The following is a 19,576-nucleotide window of genomic DNA, read 5'->3' as shown; positions in this document are numbered from 1 at the left end:
GCCGATTTTGTTGCCTGATAGCACGAGGATTCGTTGCCTGATAGCACGATACCTCTGTTGCCTGATAGCACGAGTCCGTCCACAGGCTTTGTCGCAGTTATCCCCGTGCCGTTTGCGGCACGGGCCGGAACGTCAGTAGCGGCGAGGAAATGCCCGAGACGTACTCGATGCCCAACTGGTAGCCCGGCAGGGCTTGCCGCGCCACCAGCGCCCGCAGGTCGGCGGCGAAGTCGTAGTACCGCGCCACGCTGCCCGACTTGCGATACAGGTGCTGGAAGTCGAATTGCCAGCCGCCCGGTTGGCGCCCGCCATGTTTGCGCACCAGCCGGTACAGCCAGCGCTCGATCCCCCCCGTGAGCCGGAAATACGCCGGGTCGATGGTCAGCACCAGGGCGGCGTCGAGCACACCGGCAAAGAACCAGTCCGGCAGGATCAATTCGAGACCCAGCGGCGTGCCCTTGGCATCGGCCAACTCCTTCCACTCGTTGATCCACGAGAAGCGGTGCAGCCGTCTTCCCGTGATCTCCCGGATCGACGTGGCCACCGTCGTGGATTGCAGTCGATCCAGCGCGGCCTTGAGGCGCTGGTAGTCGCGCAGCGACGTACCGCGCCCGATGAAGCGCAGGATCTCGTAGGGCGTGGCTTGCATCAGCCGCGACGGGCGCAAGCCCGCGTCGCGCGCTTCCACGATCTGCGAGGCCGCCCAGATCAGCACGTCCGCATCCCAGATCGTGGCGATGCCGTGCTCGGATGTCCCCTCCACGCGGATCGTGATGCCGCTGGCGCGGAAGTCGATCGGCGCCACGCGCCGCGACTTCGCCAGCGAGAAGAACGGAAAGGCCATCAAATCCTGGCTGTCGCGCGGCGCCATGTCGCCCGGCAGGGCACGGAACAGGTCGAGCTGTTCGCGCTCTGGCACGGGCCGCTGCCGGGACGGCAGCGCAGGGCTGGACATGGCGAAGGCCACCCGCGTGCCTGCGATCAGCGCGCACGGCTGTCCGCCGAGTGCTGCTCGGCGTATTCGGGATCGGACGTGCTCTCAAAGCTGCGATCCGCAGCCCAGGCATCGAGGTCGGCCACGGCGTACATCACGCGGCGGCCGAACTTGCGGAACTTGGGGCCGCCACCCAGCACGCGCTGCTTCTCCAGCGTGCGCGGCGACAGCCGCAGGTAGTCGGCGGCTTCGTCGTTGGTGAGATAACGCTGCGGTTGCGCGACAGCGGTCGAGGTGGTTGCGGGAGCGGCGGCAGGCCGCAAGGGAGCAGGACGCATGGTGAGAACCTCCATCGGTTGCAGGGCTCCGGCCGCACAGCGCAACCGGATGGAGGCAGTCTCAGAAAACGAAGCGCTCCTGCTCAGGGTCGTTTTGCGTGGCCTTCAAAACGACCCTTCTCAAGCGGAGCAAGCTGTGCTAGGCGGCGATAGCCGCCGCGCATCAGCGCATCGCCTCGACGCACCAGGCGGCGCACCTTGGAACGCAGTCCACCATCGCTGTACCAACCAGCCGCGGCATCCACGCCGAACAAACCTTCGGCCACGTCGCGCAAGGACGCGCCCGTCAGGGCCGCGTCGAGCGCCTGCAAGGTGTGCAGTTCCAGCAAGGCCGAATGCGATGGCCGGGGCCGCGCATCGGCCAGCGCCGCACCGGGCGCATGGCCGCGTGCAGGTGCGGCAGCACCGCCGTGATGGGCATAGGCGACAGCCATGCCGTCCTCCAGGCCGGGCGCCAGCGCGAAGCGCAGGCACTGGCCGGGGCTGCGCGCGATCAGCGCCAGTCGCTTGCCGTCGTGGAGCAGGTGCTTGTGGCCGGGGATGTTCCAGAAGTCGAATGCGGCGGCGTCGGGCGGCGGATCAGCATCAGGGTAGAGCTGCACCACACCAGTGTGGCCGGGCAGCCAGGCCGGGTGCGCGTCACGCGCATCCAGCGCCGGGTCTTCCAGCAAGCGCAAGCCCCAGCGATGCGCGGCATCGGGGCGGCGCGCACGGCGCAGCCAGTCGAGCCGGTAGTCAGGATGGCGGCGCAGGTACTCCCAGGCCAACGCGAGCGCATCCAGCCACAGAACGTAGAGGTAGGCGGCAGTGGGATACCAGTGTGCAACATGATGAGGATCGACCATGACCAAAGCTCCCGTCGAATAGCAGGAACGTCGCCACGGCGGCAGGTATGCGGGAGCGTCAAATCAACGTACAAATCCGGTTGAGCTGTAACTTCTAGTGTCAAAGACTAATTGGCTCCGGCGTGTTGCGAAATCCGTCTGAATGCGACGGCCGCCTGACCCAAAAATGTCACGCGGCACAAAACACCGTGCCGCAAGCCGCGCGAAAGATCGTGACTGTTTCAGTCACAGATATTCCGGTTAGATGCAGAGTGCGGATTCAGACCGAACAGGTCTGGAGCAAGACCGAAATAGTCTGAATTCGCCCGGCTTGGCCGGGGCGCGAACGGTTCAATCAACGATGGAACCGTTCTCCTGCGCCAGCCGCAGATATTCCGACAGCGGGCGCACCCCCTGGAAATACAAATCCCGCGTCACGGGCTGTTTGTTCGGGCCAACGATGGAGGCCAGGTCGGACAGCTTGATGCGGCCCACCTCGGGCATGCCGATGCCCACGTCCATGATGCCGAACGCCGTATCGCCATCGGCAGGATCGAGCGAGGCCAGCAGCCAGATAGCGTGCGCGTCGGGGGTGAACAGCCGCATGACCGGCAACGGGTCGTCCGGTTCACCGGCGGCGGCCCGCCGCCCGTTCTCCAGCAGCGCGGCGCGCTGCGCCTCGGTGACGAGGGGAGCTTTCATCGTGATGCTCCTGTTCCAACATGGAATGCCGGTTTTGCGCTTCCGCGCCGAAACACGGATGTGTGTTCCACCAAAGTCGTGGAAACACGAAAGCGCAAAAACGGCGGATTCAAGTACGAGGTGCAACACGGTTTAACGAGGCGTGAAACACCTCGTGGGGTGTCTTGAATCCGAGCCGCTTTCGAGGTCTGTGATTCAATCTGTTTTGGATCATAGCCAGCTCTTCATCCGTCACGGTTTCCATGCGCCGCTTCTTTGGGATGTACTGGCGCAGCAGCCCATTGAAGTTCTCGTTGCTTCCGCGCTGCCAGCTGCAATACGGATCGGCAAAGTAGGTCTGGATGCCCAAGGCCTGATCGATGGCCTGGTGGTTGGCAAACTCCTTTCCGTTGTCCACCGTCAACGTCTTCACCCGCGCAGCCAAGGGCCCCAGTTTGTCCTCAATGGCTTGGCCCACCAGATCAGCGGTCTTGTTGCTGACCTTGGCCAAAACGGCATAGCCGCTCTTGCGCTCTACCAAAGTCACGATGGCCTGCTTGTGTGCTGCGCCAATGACGGTGTCGCCCTCCCAGTGGCCTACCTGCTTGCGCTCTTCAATATGGCCTGGCCGCTCGCTGATCGGGCGTCTGTTGGGGATTTGCCCGCGTCTGTCGCGGCCGTGTAGATAGCGTTTGCGCCGAGGTTTTTGACTGCGCAGGTTCTGGTGCAGCTTGCCACCAGCGGCCTTGTCCGCATAGACACGCAGGTACACGCTCTCGTGGCTGACTGCAACCTTCTGGGCAATCTGCTCAGGACTCCATTGCAGTCCAAGGTAGAACACTACATCGCCCCAGACCTGAGCACTCACGCGTCGGGCGTTGCGGCTGCGCTGCGCTCGTTGGGCTGCCTTGCGGCACGCCTGCTCAGCGCGGTACCCGCGCTGACCACGACCGCGGTTCAATTCGCGGCTGATGGTGCTGCGGCTTCGACCCAGCAGGCGGGCAATCTCGCTGATGGTGTGATTGGCTTTCAAGAGACTGTGGATTTGGTATCGTTCTTCTCGGCTGAGGTGCTTGTACATCGGGCAACTTGGACTTGGCGGTTTGAGCGGCCATGATGCCTTGGCATCCTCAGCCACCCGTCACCGGGTTCATCTTTGTTGCGCTTCGTACTTGAATCCGCCAACAGAATTGTAGAAATCTGGAAAGGCACGTAGGCGGTTCTCCGGTTCTGTCGGAATCCGCAAAAGCGGATTTCCGTAAAAGCACGAATAAGGCCAGAGCCATGAAAGAGTTAAAGATAACGTGGTTTTATTGATCCGGCACGGTTTATTGCAGAGTCCAGATGCCGTTCAACTTGAGCCCGTCGAGGGGCTTCGACACCTCAGCCCGAGCAAGGTTTACGAATAAAGCCTGCCGGATCAATAATTGTGCTGCGACTTGACGCTTCTGTCCATGCAGAAGCGATCCATCCAGCGCGGCCGACCGGCCGGCGCCACCACCTACGATGCCGAGTTGGCGCAAGCCTTCGGCGCGGCGGTGCGCGCGCTGCGGACGGAGCGCGGCATCGCGCAGGAATCGCTGGCGCACCTGGCGGGCATCGAGCGTTCCCACATGGGCAAGGTCGAGCGCGGCGAGCACATGCCCACGCTGGCGATCATCTTCAAGATCGCCAGCGCACTCGAATGCAGCACGGCGCTGCTGATGAGCAAGGCCGAAGAACTGCTGGCGGTAGCCCAGGCGTAGCCACCTGAAGCCCTGCTGTCATGGCGGGGCGTGTCGGGCCGATCCGGCGCCAGCCGGTTCGGCGGTATCGAGGGGCGCCAAGCACCGCGCGGCGGGGATGGGCCTGGCGCCGATCCCCTGGAGGCAAGCGCAGCGCCACAGGCGCGAAGGCGGGAGGGATTGGAGCCGAATGGCTGTGACGGCGTAGTCGGCACGGGGCGGAGCCCGCAAAGCCCGGTGGTGCGCAGCACCGACCCGCCCCGCATGTACCTCTACCAATTCAAGCCATTGCTTGGTGGCCAGGCAAGACACATCCCGCACACTGCCAAGCCCTTCTGCTTGCCGATACAGCGCAGCATTCGCAGCACAGCGCCCCGCCGCGTGGGCGAGGCGCCGGCGGCCCGTCAGGCCGCCTGGGGCTTGCTGCGCGACCAGATCAGGTCGTGCGTGCCGTCCTCGCCCTCGATCAGGCGGGCGTAGACCGTTGCCGGGAACGAGGGGTCATCAAGGGTCACGGAGACGTAATTCCGTCCGGCCTCGCTGGTCTTCTTCCATGTCGCGCCGATGTCGTGACTGGCGGCCTGAACGCGGAAGTCCGGGGCTTTCTCGTTGTCCCCCTTGTCGTTGGGAACCAGCTTGGCCTTGACGTTGAGCGTCAGGGTGCGCAGCGTGCCGGTGAAACCGTCTTTGTCCGCGGTGAAGGTGCCGATGGTTGCCATGATGAAACTCCTTACGGTTGAACAAGGTTCGCGCCCATCGCGTCCTTGTTGTGATCCGGCCGGCGGAGGAAGGGCTGGCTGCACCGCTTGCGGGCGCAACGCAGTGAAGCACCTGGAAGACCAAATAATTTGCCCCGCGAGGAATGCGCGCAGCGCAGGGGAAATTATTTGGGCTGGAAGGTTGCAGACATGAAGCCCGCGCCACCGCCAGGATTCACAACAACACAAGGACGCCTTGGGCCGAACCACCCCAATCCGAAAGGAGTCATGGCCACCACGGCATCCCCGCACGAAGGTTTTACCGGCACGCTCTCTGACACAGGCAAGGCCATTCCCCAACGACCAGCAGGAACACGCCCCTGCCCATGCGGGCGGCCCTGCTTGCAGCGCGGCATGGAACCCAAAAGCATGGCCGGGCGGCGTATTCGTGAACCATCCTTCGTGACACACAGGCAACGAGCCGCCAGCGTCGCGGACGGCACGCATTCGCACAACCTGCCGCAGCAAGCCCCGGCGCACCCACCGAGCACTGCCCAGCGGCGGGGCGTTGACCTTGGCCGATCCGGCGCTGCCGGTTCGGTGGTATCGAGGGGCGCCAAGCCACGCGCGGCGGGGATGGCCCGCAGGGCTTTCCCCTGGAGACAAGCGCAGCGCGCAGTGCCGCAGGCGCGAAGGCAGTTGGATGAGGAATCGGGCGTGCCGCCCGCATATTGCAACGCCGCCGCCTGAGTGCCAGCGAAGGCGGCGGCGTGATGTTCGGCTTCAACACCGGGCGCGGCCACCGCCGCGCCCGGATTTTTGAAGTTCACCGCGCCCAGGGCGGAACGGCCTGGGCGCGGTGCTGACGATGGCTATTCCTTCGTCTCGATGATCCACCATACGGCACGCGGCAAGGCGCGGCCCGTGACGGGGTGAATGTCGGTGAGGTCGGCGCGGGCCGTCCAGCCCGAAGGCGGACGGTAGCCGCGCACGTCGCCATCGCCGTGCCAGCGGCGGGCGCGCACTGTGCCGGGTGCGTAGATTGCCGCCATGCGCGGGCGGCTGGTGGTGTTGATGGTGGGCATCATTCGGCTCCCTGCGGCGAAGCGCCCCGGTCTGAACCGGGGCGCTTCGCTGCGGTGAGGGTCAAGCAGCCAATGCCTCGGCGGGTTCATCCGCCACGGCGGCGGCGTCCTCCGCCCCGTCTTCGGGCACGTCCTCCGGTGTCACCTCCTGCGGCCCTGCGGCCTTGAATATGGCGGGCATCCATCCCGTGCCATCGGCCAGTCGCTCCGCTTCGCTGGCAATGTCGGCCTTCTTCAACTTTGCCAGCCGCGTGACGTGCTCGGGTGCGTATTCGCCCACAGCCTCCAGAATCACGGCCTTCGGCACATGCCGGAAATACCCCTCGGCGGTCGGCTGCCACCATGCGGCCATGTCGAGGCCCACGGCCTGCGCCAGTTTCGCGCCCGGCTGGTGCGGCGTGGCGCGAGGCGTCACCACGTCCACCGTGGACGCCACGCACACAGCCAGCAGCGCCATCAGTTCGGCTTGGCCCATTGCCAGCAACGCGGGGAACAATTCGGCATCGTCCTGCGGAAGCCTTTCGGCCCAGGCCTGCTGCATTTCGCGCAGCGCCACGGCGGCGGATGATTCGGGCAAGTCCGGGGCCATGCCTTCCAGCCGGTCTTGCACCGTGAGCCGCACGCCCAGCGGCAGGTCATGTCCATAGCGGCGATCAAACAAGACGGTCTGCACCATGCCATGCACCAGCGCGGCCAGCGCCACCTGCGGACGGCAGGCCACCCCGATTTGCAGCGCGGCGGTGCGGTGGGCGCTCAGGCGCTGGGCCAGCCGGTCGGACATGGCTGCGGCCTTGGGCTGCTCGTCTTCTTCGCCTTCGTCATCGTTCGCGGCCTCCGGGTCGCTGAAGCCCTGCCGCAGCTTCTCCAGTGTGCGCAACGCCTTGGCCTCGGCTTCCCGCAGCAGCCCGCGATGGATCACGGCTTCGCCGTTGCGGTCAATGGTGACGATAGCCCCGGCAGCGGCCTTCACGTTCGGACTGTAGTCCTGCAAGCCATCTTCCAGCGCCTGCAACTGCTCGCCTACTGTTTCGCCTTCCTCCTGCAAGGCGTCCGCCTTTTCCTCGTCGTCGGCGTCCAGCGCAGCATCCACGGCTTCGGCCAATTCGTGCATCTTGATTTGCAGCTTCTCGATGCGTGCGGCTTCGCGCTTGTTCGGCTCGCGCCGCTCCCTCCGCGCACGCTGGAAGGCGTGCAGGTCGGCATGGGTCACACCCGGCGTGGCATCGACCCACGCCCAACCCTCGGCGCGGACAGTGGCGGCAATGCCTGCCAGCTTGTCTTGCGCCAGCCGTTCCAGCATTGCGGCATCGGTCAGATACACGCCCGCATCGCCTTCCGCGAACAGGTCACGGCGAATGCCGCCGCCTGCGGCTTCGTAGCTATCCAGCCCGACGAAGCGCACCAGCGGATGCCGGTAAGCGTCGATTTCCCTTTCGGTGAGGCGTTCGCGCAGGTGCGGGGGATGGCGCTGCCACTGCGGCGCATCGTAATACGCGGCTTCCTGCGCGGCGTGGTCGTCGGTGATGGCAAGGGCCATCAACTGGTCAAGGCTCACGGCATCGGCGCGATAGTCGGCCATCAGGCGCGGCGACACGTTGGCGAGCTTCAAGCGACGCTGCACCACCAGCGGCGTCACGCTGAAATCCGCCGCAATGTCCTCGATGGGCCGGCCTTCGGCCACCAGTGCCGCGAAGGCTTCAAACTGGTCTGCGGGGTGCATGGTTTCGCGTTGCACGTTCTCGGTCAGGCTGGCGGTTCGGGCGGTGCCATCGGCCACCAGCAGGCAAGGCACTTCCCATTCCTTGCTGATACGGTGTTTCTTCGCCAGCAGCTTCAACGCGGCGAGGCGACGGCCACCGGCCACGACTTCGTAATGCTCGCCATTGGCGGATGCAATCACGATCAGGTTTTGCAGCAGGCCCACGCGCTGGATGGATGCGGCCAGCTCGGGGATGGACATGCGCGGGGTCTTGCGCACGTTGCGGCCCGTGGGGCGCAGCACCAGCCGCGACAGTGGAACCAGAATCAGGTTCTTGGTCGGGTCGGCGGCTTCCAGCACAGGGGTTTGGATGGCGCGGGCTTCGGTTTGGGTGATGGCGTTCATGGTGTATCTCCAATCGAGTGAAACAAGGGAATGGAGGGGAACCGCCCCTCCGGCGGGGGAACGGTTCAGGCTTTCAACTGGCGCAGGCCATCGGCCAGCATCCAGAGGGCGCGATTCAGGCGCACATCGGAATCAATGCCCTGTACGGGTCGGGTCTGCTGGCGGCGTCCATTGGCGCTGCGGCCATGCAATCCACCCTTGGTCAGGTTCTCCTGCGTGCGGTTGAACACGCTCCACAGGTCGGGGCGGCGGTCGTCGAACCGGCGCGGCATCAGGATTTGCGATTCGGTGATGGGCGCGGGCTTGCTGTCGGTAGGGTCGTACTTGAGCGCCAGCGCGGAACGGGCGAACACTTCGGCTTCACCTTCGTCCAGCGTGATCGCACGCATGGCATCGCGGGACTCCTTCACTCGGTCGAAGCCGCGCAAGACTTCGTAAGCGCCTTCGATGACATGCCCGGAAACATCGCCTTTGTGGGGCACGCGCACATCGGCCACGGTGTCGCCGCAGACAAGGCCATTGCTGCAAACGAAGCGGAACATTCCGGCCAGCATCTGATAGCTGCTGGTGCCGTCGTGCGAGTTCAGCAGCACGATTTCGTTAGCCTCCGCACCGTTGATCTGGCTGGCGTGGCGCAGGCGCAGCATGTGTTTCGTGTGGTCGCGCTTGCCTTCATCGCGCACGCGGGTCTGCGTCACCATGAAGGGCTGAAACCCCTCCTTGCGAAGTTCGGTCAGTACGGCAGCCGTGGGGATATAGGCGTACCGCTCGGAACGGCTTTCATGCGGAGCGTCCGCAAAGATGGACGGGGCTACGCGGTGAATCTGGTCATCGGACAGCGGGTAATCGCTGCGCAGCGAGGGGGAACGGGAAGCGAAACGGGATGCGAGTTGCATGGTCTTTCTCCTGACAAAAAGAGGTTTGCTGTTCACACCGCACACCGGATTCCTAGATTCGGAGCCCAGCCTTTCGGCTGTTCGGTGCGGTCGGCACGAGGAACCCGGTTGGCCCTGTTGCCACCGTCTTTCCTGAGTTCATCGCCCGCGACGAAAGGGAGCCCGTGGACGGGGGCCGTCAAGGAAACAAGCGCAGGGTTGGTGCGGCCCGCAGGCGCAGCCGAGGACACGGCCCTGCGCGCCTTGACGGCACACGGCCGCGGGCTACAGTCGCGGACAAGGTGATGAAGTCAGGGAAGACGGCTGGACATGGCAACGGCCTCCCCACACGCCGACCGCACGGCAAGCGCAAGCGCGCAGGCCCGAAGCTGGAAGCCGGGCCGGAGGCGTCAGCCGAGCGGAGCGAGGGAACGATGGAAGCCCGACAGGGGCGAGACGCCGCAGGCGGCTCGATGCGCTACGCGCACGAGAGCGCGACCGGCCATCTCCCAGGTGGCCGGAGACGCCCAGCCTTCAATGCCAAAGAAACGGCAAGATCAGGACGAGCACACGCAAGGCACTGTGGGTGTGATGCGGCTGCTGTCTGGCCGATCCGGCGCAGCCGGGTCGGCGGTCTTCGAGGGGCGCCAAGCTTGCGCGGCGGGGATAGCCCGCAGGGCTTTCCCCTGGAGTGCAAGCGCAGCGCGCAGCGCCGCAGGCGCGAAGGTATCGGCTCCGGGCGCAGCAAGAAGAAAGGTGCGCCGCTCCCGAAGGAACGACGCACCGAAGGCAGCGCGGCGCGATCAGCTCGCCGCCGGCGCCGTCATCGACTGCAACTGTTCGATCACGCCAGGCTCAACGAATACGCAAGCCTGCTTGTCTTCGATCAGCACGTTGAATACCTGCGCGAACACCGTGCGCCGTAGATGGGCCAGTCGGCCCGTCCGGTACGCCTGTTCGGGCTTCATGCGACCACTGGCCTGCGAGCCGCTGCGCTGCGGATCGCATTCGACCAGCGTGACAAAGCCATCGTCGGCCAGCTTCTGATGCTCGGGGCACAGGCCCCAGCCGGTCGCCGTATGGCGTTCCATGCTCGCGCGCAGGTGCTTGTCCAGCAGGATGGCGCCGGTATCGAACGGCTTGCCGCAAACGAGGCAAACATGCTGTTCGAGGGAAACGTGTGATTTGTCGTTCATGACGATCTCCGGTTGCACGGGCGGAATTGCCCGGAACCGTCGCCCTCACGGCGCAGCGCAAGCAGTCAAAGATCGAAGACGGCCGCCAGGCCGCAAGCGTGCCTGCACGCGCAGTCATTGACGGCGCGAACGCCGTGATACGGTGAAGGGAACAGCAAGACCGCCCACACCCCGCCCACTGCACAACCTGCCTTGGGGCAAGCGCAGGCCCGAGAGGGCCGGAGGCGTCAGGGATCAAAGCCGGATGGCCGCGATTCGGCACGAAACGCGGGGCGCAGCCCGCGAGCCCGACGGCGGCACGCCGGGACGCCCGGTTATGGCTTACGCTTCTTGGGAAGTACGGTCACGCGAGATTCGATCAGCCGCCGCGTGTTCTCCAGTTCCTTTTGCAGCACTTCGGCATCCGGCAGCACCATCTTGTAGTTCGCTGCCATCACCTTGTTGGGCAAGCCTTCCAGCGCGTACCGCGCCAAGGCGTGTCCCTTGTCGGCGCAGAGAATCAGGCCCACGGGCGGATTTTCCTCGGGGAACGTCCAGTGTTCCTTCGCATAGTTGCAATACAAGTGCATCTGGCCCACGTCGGCATGGGTCAACGCACCGAGCTTCAAGTCGATGATGACCAGGCAGCGCAAGCGCCGATGGAAAAACAGCAGATCGACGCGATACCACGTCTGGTCGATGCGCAAGCGACGTTGCCGCCCGACGAAGGTGAAGCCGTCGCCAAGCTCAAGCAGAAAATCCTCCAGCCGTCGAATCAAGGCTTGTTCGAGGTCGGATTCCGAATACTCGTCCTTGAGGTCGAGGAACTCCAGCACATACGGGTCTTTGATCGCATCATCGACCGTCACGGCGTCGTCTGGCTTCGGCACAGCGCCCTTGACCAGCATCCCTGCCTTGTTCTTCGACAGCGCCGTGCGCTCGTAGAACTGGCTGCCGATCTGCCGGTCGAGCTGGCGCACGCTCCAGCCGCCGCGCAGGGCCTCGGCTTCGTAGAACTGGCGCGCATGGTCGTCCTTGACCATCAGCAGCCGCACATAGGCCGACCACGGCAAGGGGAAGACCTGGGCCAGTTCGTCCAGCCGCTCAGGGCGCCCCTGCGCCAGCAGGAAATGCCCTTGCGACGGCGCCAGGGAAGATTCGCTAGACACTGTCTGGCGAATTGGCCAGGTCAGGAAGAACGACCGCATCTGCTGCAAGTTCGGGCGGCTGAACCCACGCCCGAACTGCGCAGTCAAGTCGGCAGACAGCCGTTCGATCAACTGCTCGCCATACCCCGCGCGGCGTTTGCCCTGCTGCTCGGCTTCCACGATGCGGCGGCCGATTTCCCAATAGCTGGCGGTCATCAGCGCATTGACGCTGCGCGCCGTTGCACGGCGTGCAGCGTCGAGCAGTTCCACGATGCCGCCGTGGATGCCGGCGTAGCCGGCAGGCAAGGCGGCAGGCTTGACCGCCACTGCGGCCGATTTCTTGCTGTTCATGCTGTTGCCTCCCGCGGCTGACTCTGCCGCGCACCCGTGATGGCCTGCCGCCGGCTGGCCACCAACTCGGCCGCATCGCGGACGGGCTTGTCCTCGGTGTGGACGTAGTGCATGAACTGCGCGACGGTCTTGTGCTGGGTCAGCTCCATGCCGACCTTGATGGGGACGCCAGAATTGGCAATGTCCGTCGCCGAGCGGTGGCGGATGCCGTGCGTGCCAACGTGCGGCACGCCAGCGGCCTTGAGCACTCGGCACCAGCCACCGTAGTGCTCGCCGAAGGTCAGGTGCTTGTCCGGGTCGTTGGGCGAAGGCAGGACATAGGGGCAGCCTTCCCGGCGCGGAGCCGTCGAAAGCAGCCGATAGGCTTCCGCGCTCATGGGCTTGGACATGCCGCCGGTCTTGCTGTCAGGCCACTTCACTCGCCGCCCCTCGAAATCCAGCCAATCCCATTCGAGCGGGCAGATTTCGGAGCGACGCGCGGCAAACTCGAATTGCAGCCGGATCGCCAGCGGAATGACGTAGTTCTCCAGTCCCTCCGCTTCCAGCTTCTCCAACTGACGGAAGACGCGCACCAGTTCATCGTCCACGATGAGCCGCGTTTCCTTGCCGGGCGGGTACATCGGAACGTGGCGGCACGGATTCGTGCCGTCCGGGCGGAAGCCCCACACTTCGGCCAGGTTGAACATCTTGCGCAGCACGCCGAAAGCCTTGTTCGCTTCGGTCGGCTTGTAGGCCAGCTTCTCCATCAGGCCGGCAATGTCGGGCCGTTTCACGTCCTGAACCTTCTTGCGGCCTAGCAGCGGGACGATGCAGCGGTCGATGACGCCCTGGTAGCCGTCCTGCGTGCTGGGCTTGTTGCGCTTCTTGGAGTAGTCCTCCATGAACTTCTTGCACAACTCGGCCATCGTAGGCGCCTTGCGCGCCTCGGCCTTGGCGCCGCCGGGGTCGCCGCCCCGGCGAACCTCGGCCAGCCAGTCCTGGGCCATGACGCGGGCCTGTTCAACCGTCAGTTCCCCGAACAAACCCAAGGCGGGCTTGCGACGTTCTCCGGCGTTCGTGCGGTACTGGAGCATGAACACCCGACGGCCCGCCGGGGTGATCTTGCAGAGGAATCCGGGCACCACGGTGTCCCGCAGTTCGATGGCCATGACCTGGGGTTGTGCCGCCTCTACGGCGGTCTTGGTGAGCTTGATCTTTGCCATGATGACTCCTTGGAACGACCCGATTCCAGGAGCCAGATAGGAGCGGCGCGAGGGGAAACCGGGTCAGGTTTCGGAAAGCACCGGCATATGATGGACGCGCGTAAGTTATTGATAAACCTGCTGTATCGGGCTACAGCGCAGTCCAGCGCAATGTCGGGCTGGAGTCATCGTGAAACAAAAAAACCGCCCGAAGGCGGTTTTGATGTTTTGCTGACAGCGCACCCGTTACAAACGGCGGGCAGTTTGCACTACCCGTGCTGTTTGCCTGAAGTGGGTCAGGCGGCCAGTGCCAGGGCTTTCACCTTGGCTGCCAGGCGGCTCTTATCGCGAGCTGCCTTGTTCTTGTGGAAGATGCCCTTGTCGGCAACGGTATCCACCACGCTTTGTGCCTTGGCAAAAGCTTCAGCAGCCTTCACCTTGTCGCCAGCCAGAACAGCCTTTTCGACGTTCTTGACGGCAGTGCGGTATTTGGAACGCAGCGATGTGTTGGCTGCGTTGATCTTGACGTCCTGACGGACGCGCTTACGGCCCGACGCCAGGCGTGGGTTCTTTTTCTTTGGTTTAGCGGATGCCATGATTTAGTTCCTTGAGTCTGAGGATGATGTCAGCAAAGCCGACGATTATAGCCCACTGGCTGAGAAGGGCGGGGCTTTTCGCCAGCGGGCCCATTCCGGGCATCTGCTCGCCGGGCATATGGGCCCTGCGCGGCGCTGCATCCGCCCGGATGTTTCAGGTAAGGGCGTGAAACAACCCCACAGCCGCCCAGGCGGGGCCGTGCGCTGCGAATACACTCCCGGCGGTGTCTCTGTTCAAAGCCGCCTCCACCGTATCCCTGCTGACCCTGGCCTCCCGCGTGACGGGCCTGGTGCGCGACCTTTTGATGGCGTCCATGTTTGGCGCCAGCGCCCTCACGGACGCCTTCAACGTCGCTTTCCGCATTCCCAACCTGTTTCGCCGCCTGTTTGCCGAGGGTGCATTTGCGCAAGCCTTTGTGCCCGTGCTGGCAACCACAAAGACCAAAGAAGGCGAGGAGGCCACGCACCGGCTGATCGCTGCGGTGGCCACCGCCCTGGCCTGGACGCTGCTGTTGACTTGCACGCTGGGTGTGCTGGGGGCGCCTGCGCTGGTGTGGGCCCTGGCCAGCGGCATGCGCCAAACCCCCGAGGCTTTTGACGCTGCCGTGTTGATGACGCGGTGGATGTTTCCCTACATCGGTTTCATGTCCATGGTGGCGCTGGCCGCCGGAATTCTCAACACCTGGAAGCACTTTGCCGTGCCCGCCGCCTCGCCCGTGTTGCTCAACCTTTCCATGATTGGCGCGGCCTGGCTGGGGGCGCCCCAGCTGGAGGCGCGCGGCATCGAGCCCATCTACGCCATGGCGGGTGGGGTGATGCTGGGGGGCGTGCTGCAACTGGGGGTTCAAATCCCGGTGCTGCTTCGCATGGGACTCATGCCCCGCATTGGGGTGACCTGGGGTGCCCTGGGCGCGGCCTGGGCTGAGCCGGGCGTGCGCCGGGTGCTGACGTTGATGGCGCCCATTCTGCTGGGTGTGGGGGTGGCGCAGGTGTCCCTGATGATCAACACGCAGATTGCTTCTTACCTGGCGCCCGGCAGCGTCACCTGGTTGTTTTATGCCGATCGGCTGATGGAATTCCCCACGGCCTTGCTGGGTGTGGCTCTGGGTGTGGTGCTCACCCCCCAGCTCACTGCCGCCAAAGCGGCGGGGGATGCGCAGAAATACTCGGCCATGTTGGATTGGGGTTTGCGCATCGTGGTGCTGCTGGCCGTGCCCTGTGCCGTGGCGTTGCTCACTTTTGCCAAACCCTTGGTGGCCACCTTGTTCCACTACGGCAAGCTGGCAGACACCGATGTGGGGCAGATTGCCGTGGCGTTGGCTGGCTATGGGGCGGGCTTGCTGGGCCTGGTAGCCATCAAGGTGCTGGCGCCCGGCTACTACGCCAGCCAGGATGTGCGCACGCCGGTCAAGATTGCCATCGTGGTGTTGGTCATCACCCAGATCCTCAACGCCGTTCTGGTGCCGCTCATCGACCACGCGGGGCTGGCCCTGTCGATTGGCCTGGGGGCTCTGGTCAACGCGCTGTGGCTGTTGATCGGGCTGGTGCGGCGCGGCAGCTACCAGCCTCAGCCGGGCTGGTCGCGCTTTGCCTTGCAGGTGGTGGCGGCCAGTGCGTTGCTGGCAGTGCTGCTGGCCTGGGGCTCACATTACTTTGACTGGGTGGCCCTGCGCGCCCACAGCGGCCAGCGGGTGCTGCTGTTGCTGGGGTTGATGGTGGCGGCTGCCGTGGTGTATTTCGGTGCCCTGTGGGCCGCAGGGCTCAAGCTGCGGCAGATGCTGCGCCGCTGAGCGTTCTTTGCACGCGGCGCAGTGGCGGTAACACCGGGGTAAAGCCCCCGGTTTTGCGCCTTGACTGCCATGCAGCCCCCACCTAAAAATCTGCCATGTCCCTGAGCTATACCGTTCCTTCGTCCCTGGAGTATTTCGCTTGCCTAGTGCAAAGCGACGAGCACTTTCCGCTGCTCGAAGCCGCCGCCAGCATCGCGCAGGACGAGTACCCCGAGTTGGATGTGCAGCAACTGCTGGGCGATGTGGACCAGATGCAGGCCCGCATCCGCCGACGCCTGGCCAGCGATGCCCCGTCGCTGCAGCGGTTGCACATGCTCAACCAGTTCTTTTATTCCGACCTGGGCTTCGCGGGCAACGTCAACAATTACTACGACCCCGACAACAGCTACCTGAATGCGGTGCTGCGCACGCGCAGGGGCATTCCCATCAGCCTGGCGGTGTTGTGGATGGAGCTGGCCCAGGGGCTGGGTCTGCATGTGCGCGGGGTGGGTTTTCCGGGCCACTTCATGGTGAAGGTGCTGCTGCCCAAGGGGCAGGTGGTGATGAACCCGACCACGGGCCAATCGCTCAGCCGCGAAGACCTCTCCGAGCGGCTCGAGCCCTACAAGCGCCAGAGCGGGCTGGTGGATGACTATGACGTGCCGCTGGGCCTGTATCTGCAGGCGGCCACGCCGCGCGACATCATTGCCCGCATGCTGCGCAACCTCAAGGAAGTGCACCGCTCGCAGCAAGACTGGCAGCGCCTGACGGCGGTGCTGGACCGCTTGGTGGTGCTCTCACCCCAGGCATGGGGTGAGCGGCGGGACCGTGGCCTGGCCCATGCCGAATTGGGCAACGCGAAAGAAGCAGTGCAAGACCTGGAAACCTACCTGGCGCACGCCGAAGACGGGCTCGATGCCGACATGGTGACCGAGCGGTTGAACGCCCTGCGGCGTTCGCTGGGTTAACCCAAAAGATTGGCGCCTAGCGCCCTTTAAAACGGCTGGCCGTCTTCTGCTGAGAGTTGTGCGCGCAACTGGGCCAGTTGCTGGCGCAGGGCCTCGTTTTCGGCCGTCAGCTCGGCCACACGCGCGCGCAGTGTTGTCAGCTCATCGGCGTTGCTGGCGTCAGCGGACTGTGAGGTCTCGTCTGCATTTTTGGGTGCGGCTTCTTCGCGGGTTTTGCGCTTGGCTTCGCGCACGCGCTTGGCGGCTTGTTTGAGCTCGTCTTTGCCTGCGGTGGCGGCAGCCACCTGTTCTTCCGCAGGCAGGGTGGCCACGGCGGCTGCGGCGTTGAGCGAGATGGTGCCGGACTTCACCGCCGCCACCAGCTCCGGCGCTGCCTGCTTCTGGATTTTTTCAATCATGACCACCTGGCTGCTGCTCAGGCGGGCCGCGCGCGCAATGGCTTCGCGGCTGCTCAGGTCTTCGGGTGGCGCCACGCTGGCCGCCGCAGGGGCGGCGGTTGCAGAGCTTTCTTCAGGCTGCGTTTCTGCTTGCGCATTGCCCGCCACAAAGGCTGCAGCCGCGCGTGCACGGCGCTCTGCCACGATCTCGCGCTTGCGCAGCGCCAGCACGCCGCGCTGAAAGTCAGAAACGCTGCGGCGGCCCAGGTGCTGGTCAATCATCCACAGGTGCACATCTTCCATCGATTGGAAGCGCGTGTTCTGCACGGTTTGGAAGGGTAGGCCGTGCTTTTGGCAAATGCCGTAGCGGTTGTGGCCGTCCACCAGCACATCGCCCCACAGCACCAGGGCATCGCGGCAACCCTCGGCCAGAATGCTGCGCTCCAGCGCATCGTGTTCTTCCGGGGTCAGGGGGTCGATGTAGGCTTTGAGTTCTTCGTTGACAACGATGTTCATGGTGTGTGGGCGCGTGGCCGGGTCTTCAAGGCAGGGGCGGCATTGTAGTTGCGCCGTGCTTGCTGTCTGGCAAGGCTCAGTTGTCCCGCGTGCCGCGCAGGGCCAGCCAGCCCGCCACTGCTGTGAACACCACGAGGATGCCCACGATGACCCAAAAGCCATGTTCGCTGTTGGCCAGCGGGATGCCCCCCACGTTCATGCCCAGCAGGCCCGCAAGAATGTTGATGGGCAGCGCCAGCACGGTGACCACGGTCAGCACGAACAGGCTGCGGCTGTTGGCCTCTTGCACGCTGGCCGCCAGTTCTTCCTGCAGCAGCTTGATGCGCTCTTGCAGGCCCTGCATGTCGCGCAGCACCACCGAGAACTCTTCGGTGGAATCGCGCAGCTCCTGCACATCGTCGGCGCCCATCCAGGTGGGTGGGTGCTGCAGCAGGCGGAACAGGGCTGCAGGCTCGGGGGCCAGCAGCCGCTGCAGCCGCACCAGCAACCGCCGCAGCACGCCCAGCCGGGCCCGCTTGTGGTTGAGCCGGCCCGCCAGCAATTCATCCTCAATGCCGTCGATGCGCTGGGTGACGCCGCGCACGATGTCCACCAGCCCGGCGGCCTGGGTGCGCATCAGTTGCTCCAGCAGCGCCACGCTGGAGCGCGGCGTGTAGCCCTGCCGCACGGCCGTGCGCAGGGCGTCCACCGACCGCAGCGGGTGGGCGCGCGCGGTGATGACCACGTGGGGCAGCACGCAAATCCACAGCGTGGCAATGTCAAAGGGTTCGAAGGCGAAGTCGAAATGTGCGTCGTTGAGCACGCCCACCAGGGCATCGTCGTCGCGTTCGATGCGGGTGGAGTGCGAGCCCTCTTTGAGTGCCTCAAAAAACGCATCGGGCAGCTGGGCGTGCCGCTGTATCCAGCGCAGGGCCTGGGCGTGTGCCAGGTTGAAGTGCAGCCAGACGAAGGGAGCCGCGACAGCCCGCGGTGTGCCGCCCCGCACGGTGGGCGTTGCCTGTGGGTGCGCCTGCAGCCATCGCGCCGCCTCGGCGCTGTCCAGCGGTGTGGCCGGCACGCTGCCCTGCATGAGGTAGCCGCACACCAGACCTGCCGAGTCGCCGCCGTAGCTGTGGTGTGGCAGCGTGCCAGCGGAGTGGACTGTCATGAAATGGGTAGGCAGAAGGAACAAGGGCCCGGACGGGAGGGCAGCCTGCCATCGTGCGCTGCGAGCGTGACGGTTTGATGACCGTTTGGTGGCTGTCACTGTGTTGTCACCAAGGCAGGGCAGCATGGGCGCACCTTTTTGCACCGTTTCACAGCCATGCTCCAGAACGCCCCGTTCGATGCCCAAGACCTGATGCAGCGCATCGCCAATGACTTGATGGACAGCTACGACGAAGAGTTGGAGCTGGAGATTGAAGACCGCAACGTGGATGAGGCGGGTGACCTGGTGGCCACCGACAAGCTGGAGCGCCAGCGCTACTTCAAAGAGCTGTTTCGCCTGCAGGGCGAGCTCGTCAAGCTGCAGGACTGGGTGCAGCACAGCCGCCAGAAGGTGGTGATTCTGTTTGAGGGCCGCGATGCGGCGGGCAAGGGCGGGGTGATCAAGCGCATCACCCAGCGGCTGAACCCACGGGTGGCGCGTGTGGCCGCACTGCCTGCGCCCAACGACCGCGAGCGCACGCAGTGGTACTTTCAGCGCTATGTGGCCCACCTGCCAGCGGCTGGCGAGATCGTGCTGTTTGACCGCAGCTGGTACAACCGTGCGGGAGTGGAGCGTGTGATGGGCTTTTGCTCGGACGATGAGTACGAAGAGTTTTTCCGCACGGTGCCTGAATTTGAAAAGATGCTGGTGCGCTCGGGTATCAAGCTTGTCAAATACTGGTTCTCGATCACTGACGAAGAGCAGCATTTGCGCTTTCTGGGGCGCATCCATGATCCCCTCAAGCAGTGGAAGCTCAGCCCCATGGACCTGGAAAGCCGCGTGCGCTGGGAGGCCTACACCAAGGCCAAGGAAACCATGCTGGAGCGCACCCACATCCCCGAAGCTCCCTGGTGGGTGGTGCAGGCGGTGGACAAGAAAAAGGCGCGCCTGAACTGCATTGCGCACCTGCTGTCGCAGCTGCCCTACCAGGAGGTGCCGCACCCGCCCGTGGTGCTGCCTGACCGCGTGCGGAACCCCGAATACCTGCGCCAGCCCGTGCCGGCCAGCATGTACGTGCCAGAGATCTATTGAGATGGAGGCACCCG

20 protein-coding genes are annotated in these 19,576 nt (G+C 64.7%); 5 read left to right on the top strand and 15 right to left on the bottom strand.

All coding sequences use genetic code 11. The features are described 5' to 3' along the window. Window positions 1-97 precede the first annotated feature (97 nt). The 5 genes from PQV96_RS13435 to PQV96_RS13415 all read right to left on the bottom strand — a co-directional run bounded on the left by PQV96_RS13435 (window position 98) and on the right by PQV96_RS13415 (window position 3,858). Entirely contained in the window at window positions 98-955 is an 858-nt protein-coding gene (locus PQV96_RS13435) for a replication initiator protein A (protein WP_142082061.1), read from the bottom strand. Between the two features lie 26 nt (window positions 956-981). Next, window positions 982-1,272, bottom strand: coding sequence for a helix-turn-helix transcriptional regulator (locus PQV96_RS13430; protein ID WP_142082064.1), 291 nt, complete (start codon window positions 1,270-1,272; stop codon window positions 982-984). Between the two features lie 83 nt (window positions 1,273-1,355). Next, window positions 1,356-2,117, bottom strand: a complete 762-nt coding sequence (locus tag PQV96_RS13425; RefSeq protein ID WP_060987426.1) for a DUF2285 domain-containing protein — start codon at window positions 2,115-2,117, stop codon at window positions 1,356-1,358. 330 nt (window positions 2,118-2,447) lie between these two features. Continuing rightward, entirely contained in the window at window positions 2,448-2,798 is a 351-nt protein-coding gene (locus PQV96_RS13420) for a DUF2958 domain-containing protein (RefSeq protein WP_060987425.1), read from the bottom strand. Window positions 2,799-2,907: 109 nt separating this feature from the next. Beyond that, a complete protein-coding gene (locus PQV96_RS13415; RefSeq protein WP_031635932.1) occupies window positions 2,908-3,858 on the bottom strand; it encodes an IS30 family transposase in 951 nt (316 codons plus the stop codon). Between the two features lie 373 nt (window positions 3,859-4,231). Between PQV96_RS13415 and PQV96_RS13410 the strand changes: the two genes are divergently transcribed. Continuing rightward, a complete protein-coding gene (locus PQV96_RS13410) occupies window positions 4,232-4,522 on the top strand; it encodes a helix-turn-helix domain-containing protein (RefSeq protein ID WP_059400234.1) in 291 nt (96 codons plus the stop codon). A gap of 383 nt (window positions 4,523-4,905) precedes the next feature. Here the strand turns inward: PQV96_RS13410 and PQV96_RS13405 are convergent, their stop codons facing one another. Continuing rightward, window positions 4,906-5,220: a DUF736 domain-containing protein gene (locus PQV96_RS13405; protein ID WP_273623179.1), complete on the bottom strand. Its 315-nt coding sequence runs from the start codon at window positions 5,218-5,220 to the stop codon at window positions 4,906-4,908. A 710-nt stretch (window positions 5,221-5,930) separates the two neighbouring features. On the opposite strand from PQV96_RS13405, the gene PQV96_RS13400 reads away from it, so the two are divergent. After that, window positions 5,931-6,065: a hypothetical protein gene (locus tag PQV96_RS13400; protein ID WP_273623178.1), complete on the top strand. Its 135-nt coding sequence runs from the start codon at window positions 5,931-5,933 to the stop codon at window positions 6,063-6,065. Window positions 6,066-6,071: 6 nt separating this feature from the next. Here PQV96_RS13400 and PQV96_RS13395 read toward each other — a convergent pair whose 3' ends face one another. From PQV96_RS13395 to rpsT, 7 genes are all read right to left on the bottom strand, one after another. After that, a complete protein-coding gene (locus PQV96_RS13395) occupies window positions 6,072-6,284 on the bottom strand; it encodes a hypothetical protein (protein WP_009523265.1) in 213 nt (70 codons plus the stop codon). Between the two features lie 61 nt (window positions 6,285-6,345). Then, window positions 6,346-8,388, bottom strand: coding sequence for a ParB/RepB/Spo0J family partition protein (locus PQV96_RS13390; protein WP_273623177.1), 2,043 nt, complete (start codon window positions 8,386-8,388; stop codon window positions 6,346-6,348). 65 nt (window positions 8,389-8,453) lie between these two features. After that, window positions 8,454-9,284 carry a DUF932 domain-containing protein gene (locus PQV96_RS13385; RefSeq protein WP_114482660.1) on the bottom strand — a complete coding sequence of 277 codons (831 nt, stop codon included), beginning with the start codon at window positions 9,282-9,284 and terminating at the stop codon, window positions 8,454-8,456. Window positions 9,285-10,066: 782 nt separating this feature from the next. Continuing rightward, window positions 10,067-10,459: a hypothetical protein gene (locus PQV96_RS13380; RefSeq protein WP_060987422.1), complete on the bottom strand. Its 393-nt coding sequence runs from the start codon at window positions 10,457-10,459 to the stop codon at window positions 10,067-10,069. A 314-nt stretch (window positions 10,460-10,773) separates the two neighbouring features. Next, window positions 10,774-11,937 carry a PDDEXK nuclease domain-containing protein gene (locus PQV96_RS13375; protein ID WP_142082068.1) on the bottom strand — a complete coding sequence of 388 codons (1,164 nt, stop codon included), beginning with the start codon at window positions 11,935-11,937 and terminating at the stop codon, window positions 10,774-10,776. After that, entirely contained in the window at window positions 11,934-13,139 is a 1,206-nt protein-coding gene (locus PQV96_RS13370) for a tyrosine-type recombinase/integrase (protein ID WP_142082071.1), read from the bottom strand. The genes PQV96_RS13375 and PQV96_RS13370 overlap by 4 nt, the downstream gene beginning before the upstream one ends. A gap of 275 nt (window positions 13,140-13,414) precedes the next feature. Beyond that, a complete protein-coding gene (rpsT, locus tag PQV96_RS13365) occupies window positions 13,415-13,714 on the bottom strand; it encodes a 30S ribosomal protein S20 (protein WP_044398144.1) in 300 nt (99 codons plus the stop codon). A gap of 224 nt (window positions 13,715-13,938) precedes the next feature. Between rpsT and murJ the strand changes: the two genes are divergently transcribed. Together murJ and PQV96_RS13355 are read left to right on the top strand one after the other, a co-directional pair. Further along, window positions 13,939-15,504 (top strand): murein biosynthesis integral membrane protein MurJ, encoded by a 1,566-nt coding sequence (gene murJ / locus PQV96_RS13360; protein WP_207375238.1) that lies wholly within the window; start codon window positions 13,939-13,941, stop codon window positions 15,502-15,504. A gap of 95 nt (window positions 15,505-15,599) precedes the next feature. After that, window positions 15,600-16,451 carry a SirB1 family protein gene (locus PQV96_RS13355; protein ID WP_207375237.1) on the top strand — a complete coding sequence of 284 codons (852 nt, stop codon included), beginning with the start codon at window positions 15,600-15,602 and terminating at the stop codon, window positions 16,449-16,451. 26 nt (window positions 16,452-16,477) lie between these two features. On the opposite strand, the gene PQV96_RS13350 is transcribed toward PQV96_RS13355, so the two are convergent. After that, window positions 16,478-17,344: a ParB N-terminal domain-containing protein gene (locus PQV96_RS13350; RefSeq protein ID WP_207375236.1), complete on the bottom strand. Its 867-nt coding sequence runs from the start codon at window positions 17,342-17,344 to the stop codon at window positions 16,478-16,480. 76 nt (window positions 17,345-17,420) lie between these two features. Continuing rightward, complete coding sequence (locus PQV96_RS13345) at window positions 17,421-18,491, bottom strand: transporter (RefSeq protein WP_273623176.1); 1,071 nt, start codon at window positions 18,489-18,491, stop codon at window positions 17,421-17,423. 156 nt (window positions 18,492-18,647) lie between these two features. Between PQV96_RS13345 and ppk2 the strand changes: the two genes are divergently transcribed. Beyond that, window positions 18,648-19,562, top strand: a complete 915-nt coding sequence (gene ppk2 / locus PQV96_RS13340; protein ID WP_207375235.1) for a polyphosphate kinase 2 — start codon at window positions 18,648-18,650, stop codon at window positions 19,560-19,562. Window positions 19,563-19,576: the final 14 nt, after the last annotated feature.

The sequence above is a fragment of the Acidovorax temperans genome (assembly GCF_028596105.1).
Taxonomy (GTDB): domain Bacteria; phylum Pseudomonadota; class Gammaproteobacteria; order Burkholderiales; family Burkholderiaceae_C; genus Acidovorax; species Acidovorax temperans.
This window is presented reverse-complemented; position numbering and strand designations above follow the sequence as displayed.

Excerpts from the sequence above, each read along its gene's own strand:
- PQV96_RS13390 (WP_273623177.1), bottom strand. The coding sequence starts at position 8,388 with ATGAACGCCATCACCCAAACCGAAGCCCGCGCCATCCAAACCCCTGTG.
- ppk2 (WP_207375235.1), top strand. The coding sequence starts at position 18,648 with ATGCTCCAGAACGCCCCGTTCGATGCCCAAGACCTGATGCAGCGCATC.
- rpsT (WP_044398144.1), bottom strand. The coding sequence starts at position 13,714 with ATGGCATCCGCTAAACCAAAGAAAAAGAACCCACGCCTGGCGTCGGGC.
- PQV96_RS13425 (WP_060987426.1), bottom strand. The coding sequence starts at position 2,117 with ATGGTCGATCCTCATCATGTTGCACACTGGTATCCCACTGCCGCCTAC.
- PQV96_RS13395 (WP_009523265.1), bottom strand. The coding sequence starts at position 6,284 with ATGCCCACCATCAACACCACCAGCCGCCCGCGCATGGCGGCAATCTAC.
- PQV96_RS13350 (WP_207375236.1), bottom strand. The coding sequence starts at position 17,344 with ATGAACATCGTTGTCAACGAAGAACTCAAAGCCTACATCGACCCCCTG.
- PQV96_RS13380 (WP_060987422.1), bottom strand. The coding sequence starts at position 10,459 with ATGAACGACAAATCACACGTTTCCCTCGAACAGCATGTTTGCCTCGTT.
- PQV96_RS13420 (WP_060987425.1), bottom strand. The coding sequence starts at position 2,798 with ATGAAAGCTCCCCTCGTCACCGAGGCGCAGCGCGCCGCGCTGCTGGAG.
- PQV96_RS13405 (WP_273623179.1), bottom strand. The coding sequence starts at position 5,220 with ATGGCAACCATCGGCACCTTCACCGCGGACAAAGACGGTTTCACCGGC.
- PQV96_RS13355 (WP_207375237.1), top strand. The coding sequence starts at position 15,600 with ATGTCCCTGAGCTATACCGTTCCTTCGTCCCTGGAGTATTTCGCTTGC.
- PQV96_RS13370 (WP_142082071.1), bottom strand. The coding sequence starts at position 13,139 with ATGGCAAAGATCAAGCTCACCAAGACCGCCGTAGAGGCGGCACAACCC.
- PQV96_RS13345 (WP_273623176.1), bottom strand. The coding sequence starts at position 18,491 with ATGACAGTCCACTCCGCTGGCACGCTGCCACACCACAGCTACGGCGGC.
- PQV96_RS13435 (WP_142082061.1), bottom strand. The coding sequence starts at position 955 with ATGTCCAGCCCTGCGCTGCCGTCCCGGCAGCGGCCCGTGCCAGAGCGC.
- PQV96_RS13410 (WP_059400234.1), top strand. The coding sequence starts at position 4,232 with ATGCAGAAGCGATCCATCCAGCGCGGCCGACCGGCCGGCGCCACCACC.
- PQV96_RS13415 (WP_031635932.1), bottom strand. The coding sequence starts at position 3,858 with ATGTACAAGCACCTCAGCCGAGAAGAACGATACCAAATCCACAGTCTC.
- PQV96_RS13430 (WP_142082064.1), bottom strand. The coding sequence starts at position 1,272 with ATGCGTCCTGCTCCCTTGCGGCCTGCCGCCGCTCCCGCAACCACCTCG.
- PQV96_RS13385 (WP_114482660.1), bottom strand. The coding sequence starts at position 9,284 with ATGCAACTCGCATCCCGTTTCGCTTCCCGTTCCCCCTCGCTGCGCAGC.
- PQV96_RS13375 (WP_142082068.1), bottom strand. The coding sequence starts at position 11,937 with ATGAACAGCAAGAAATCGGCCGCAGTGGCGGTCAAGCCTGCCGCCTTG.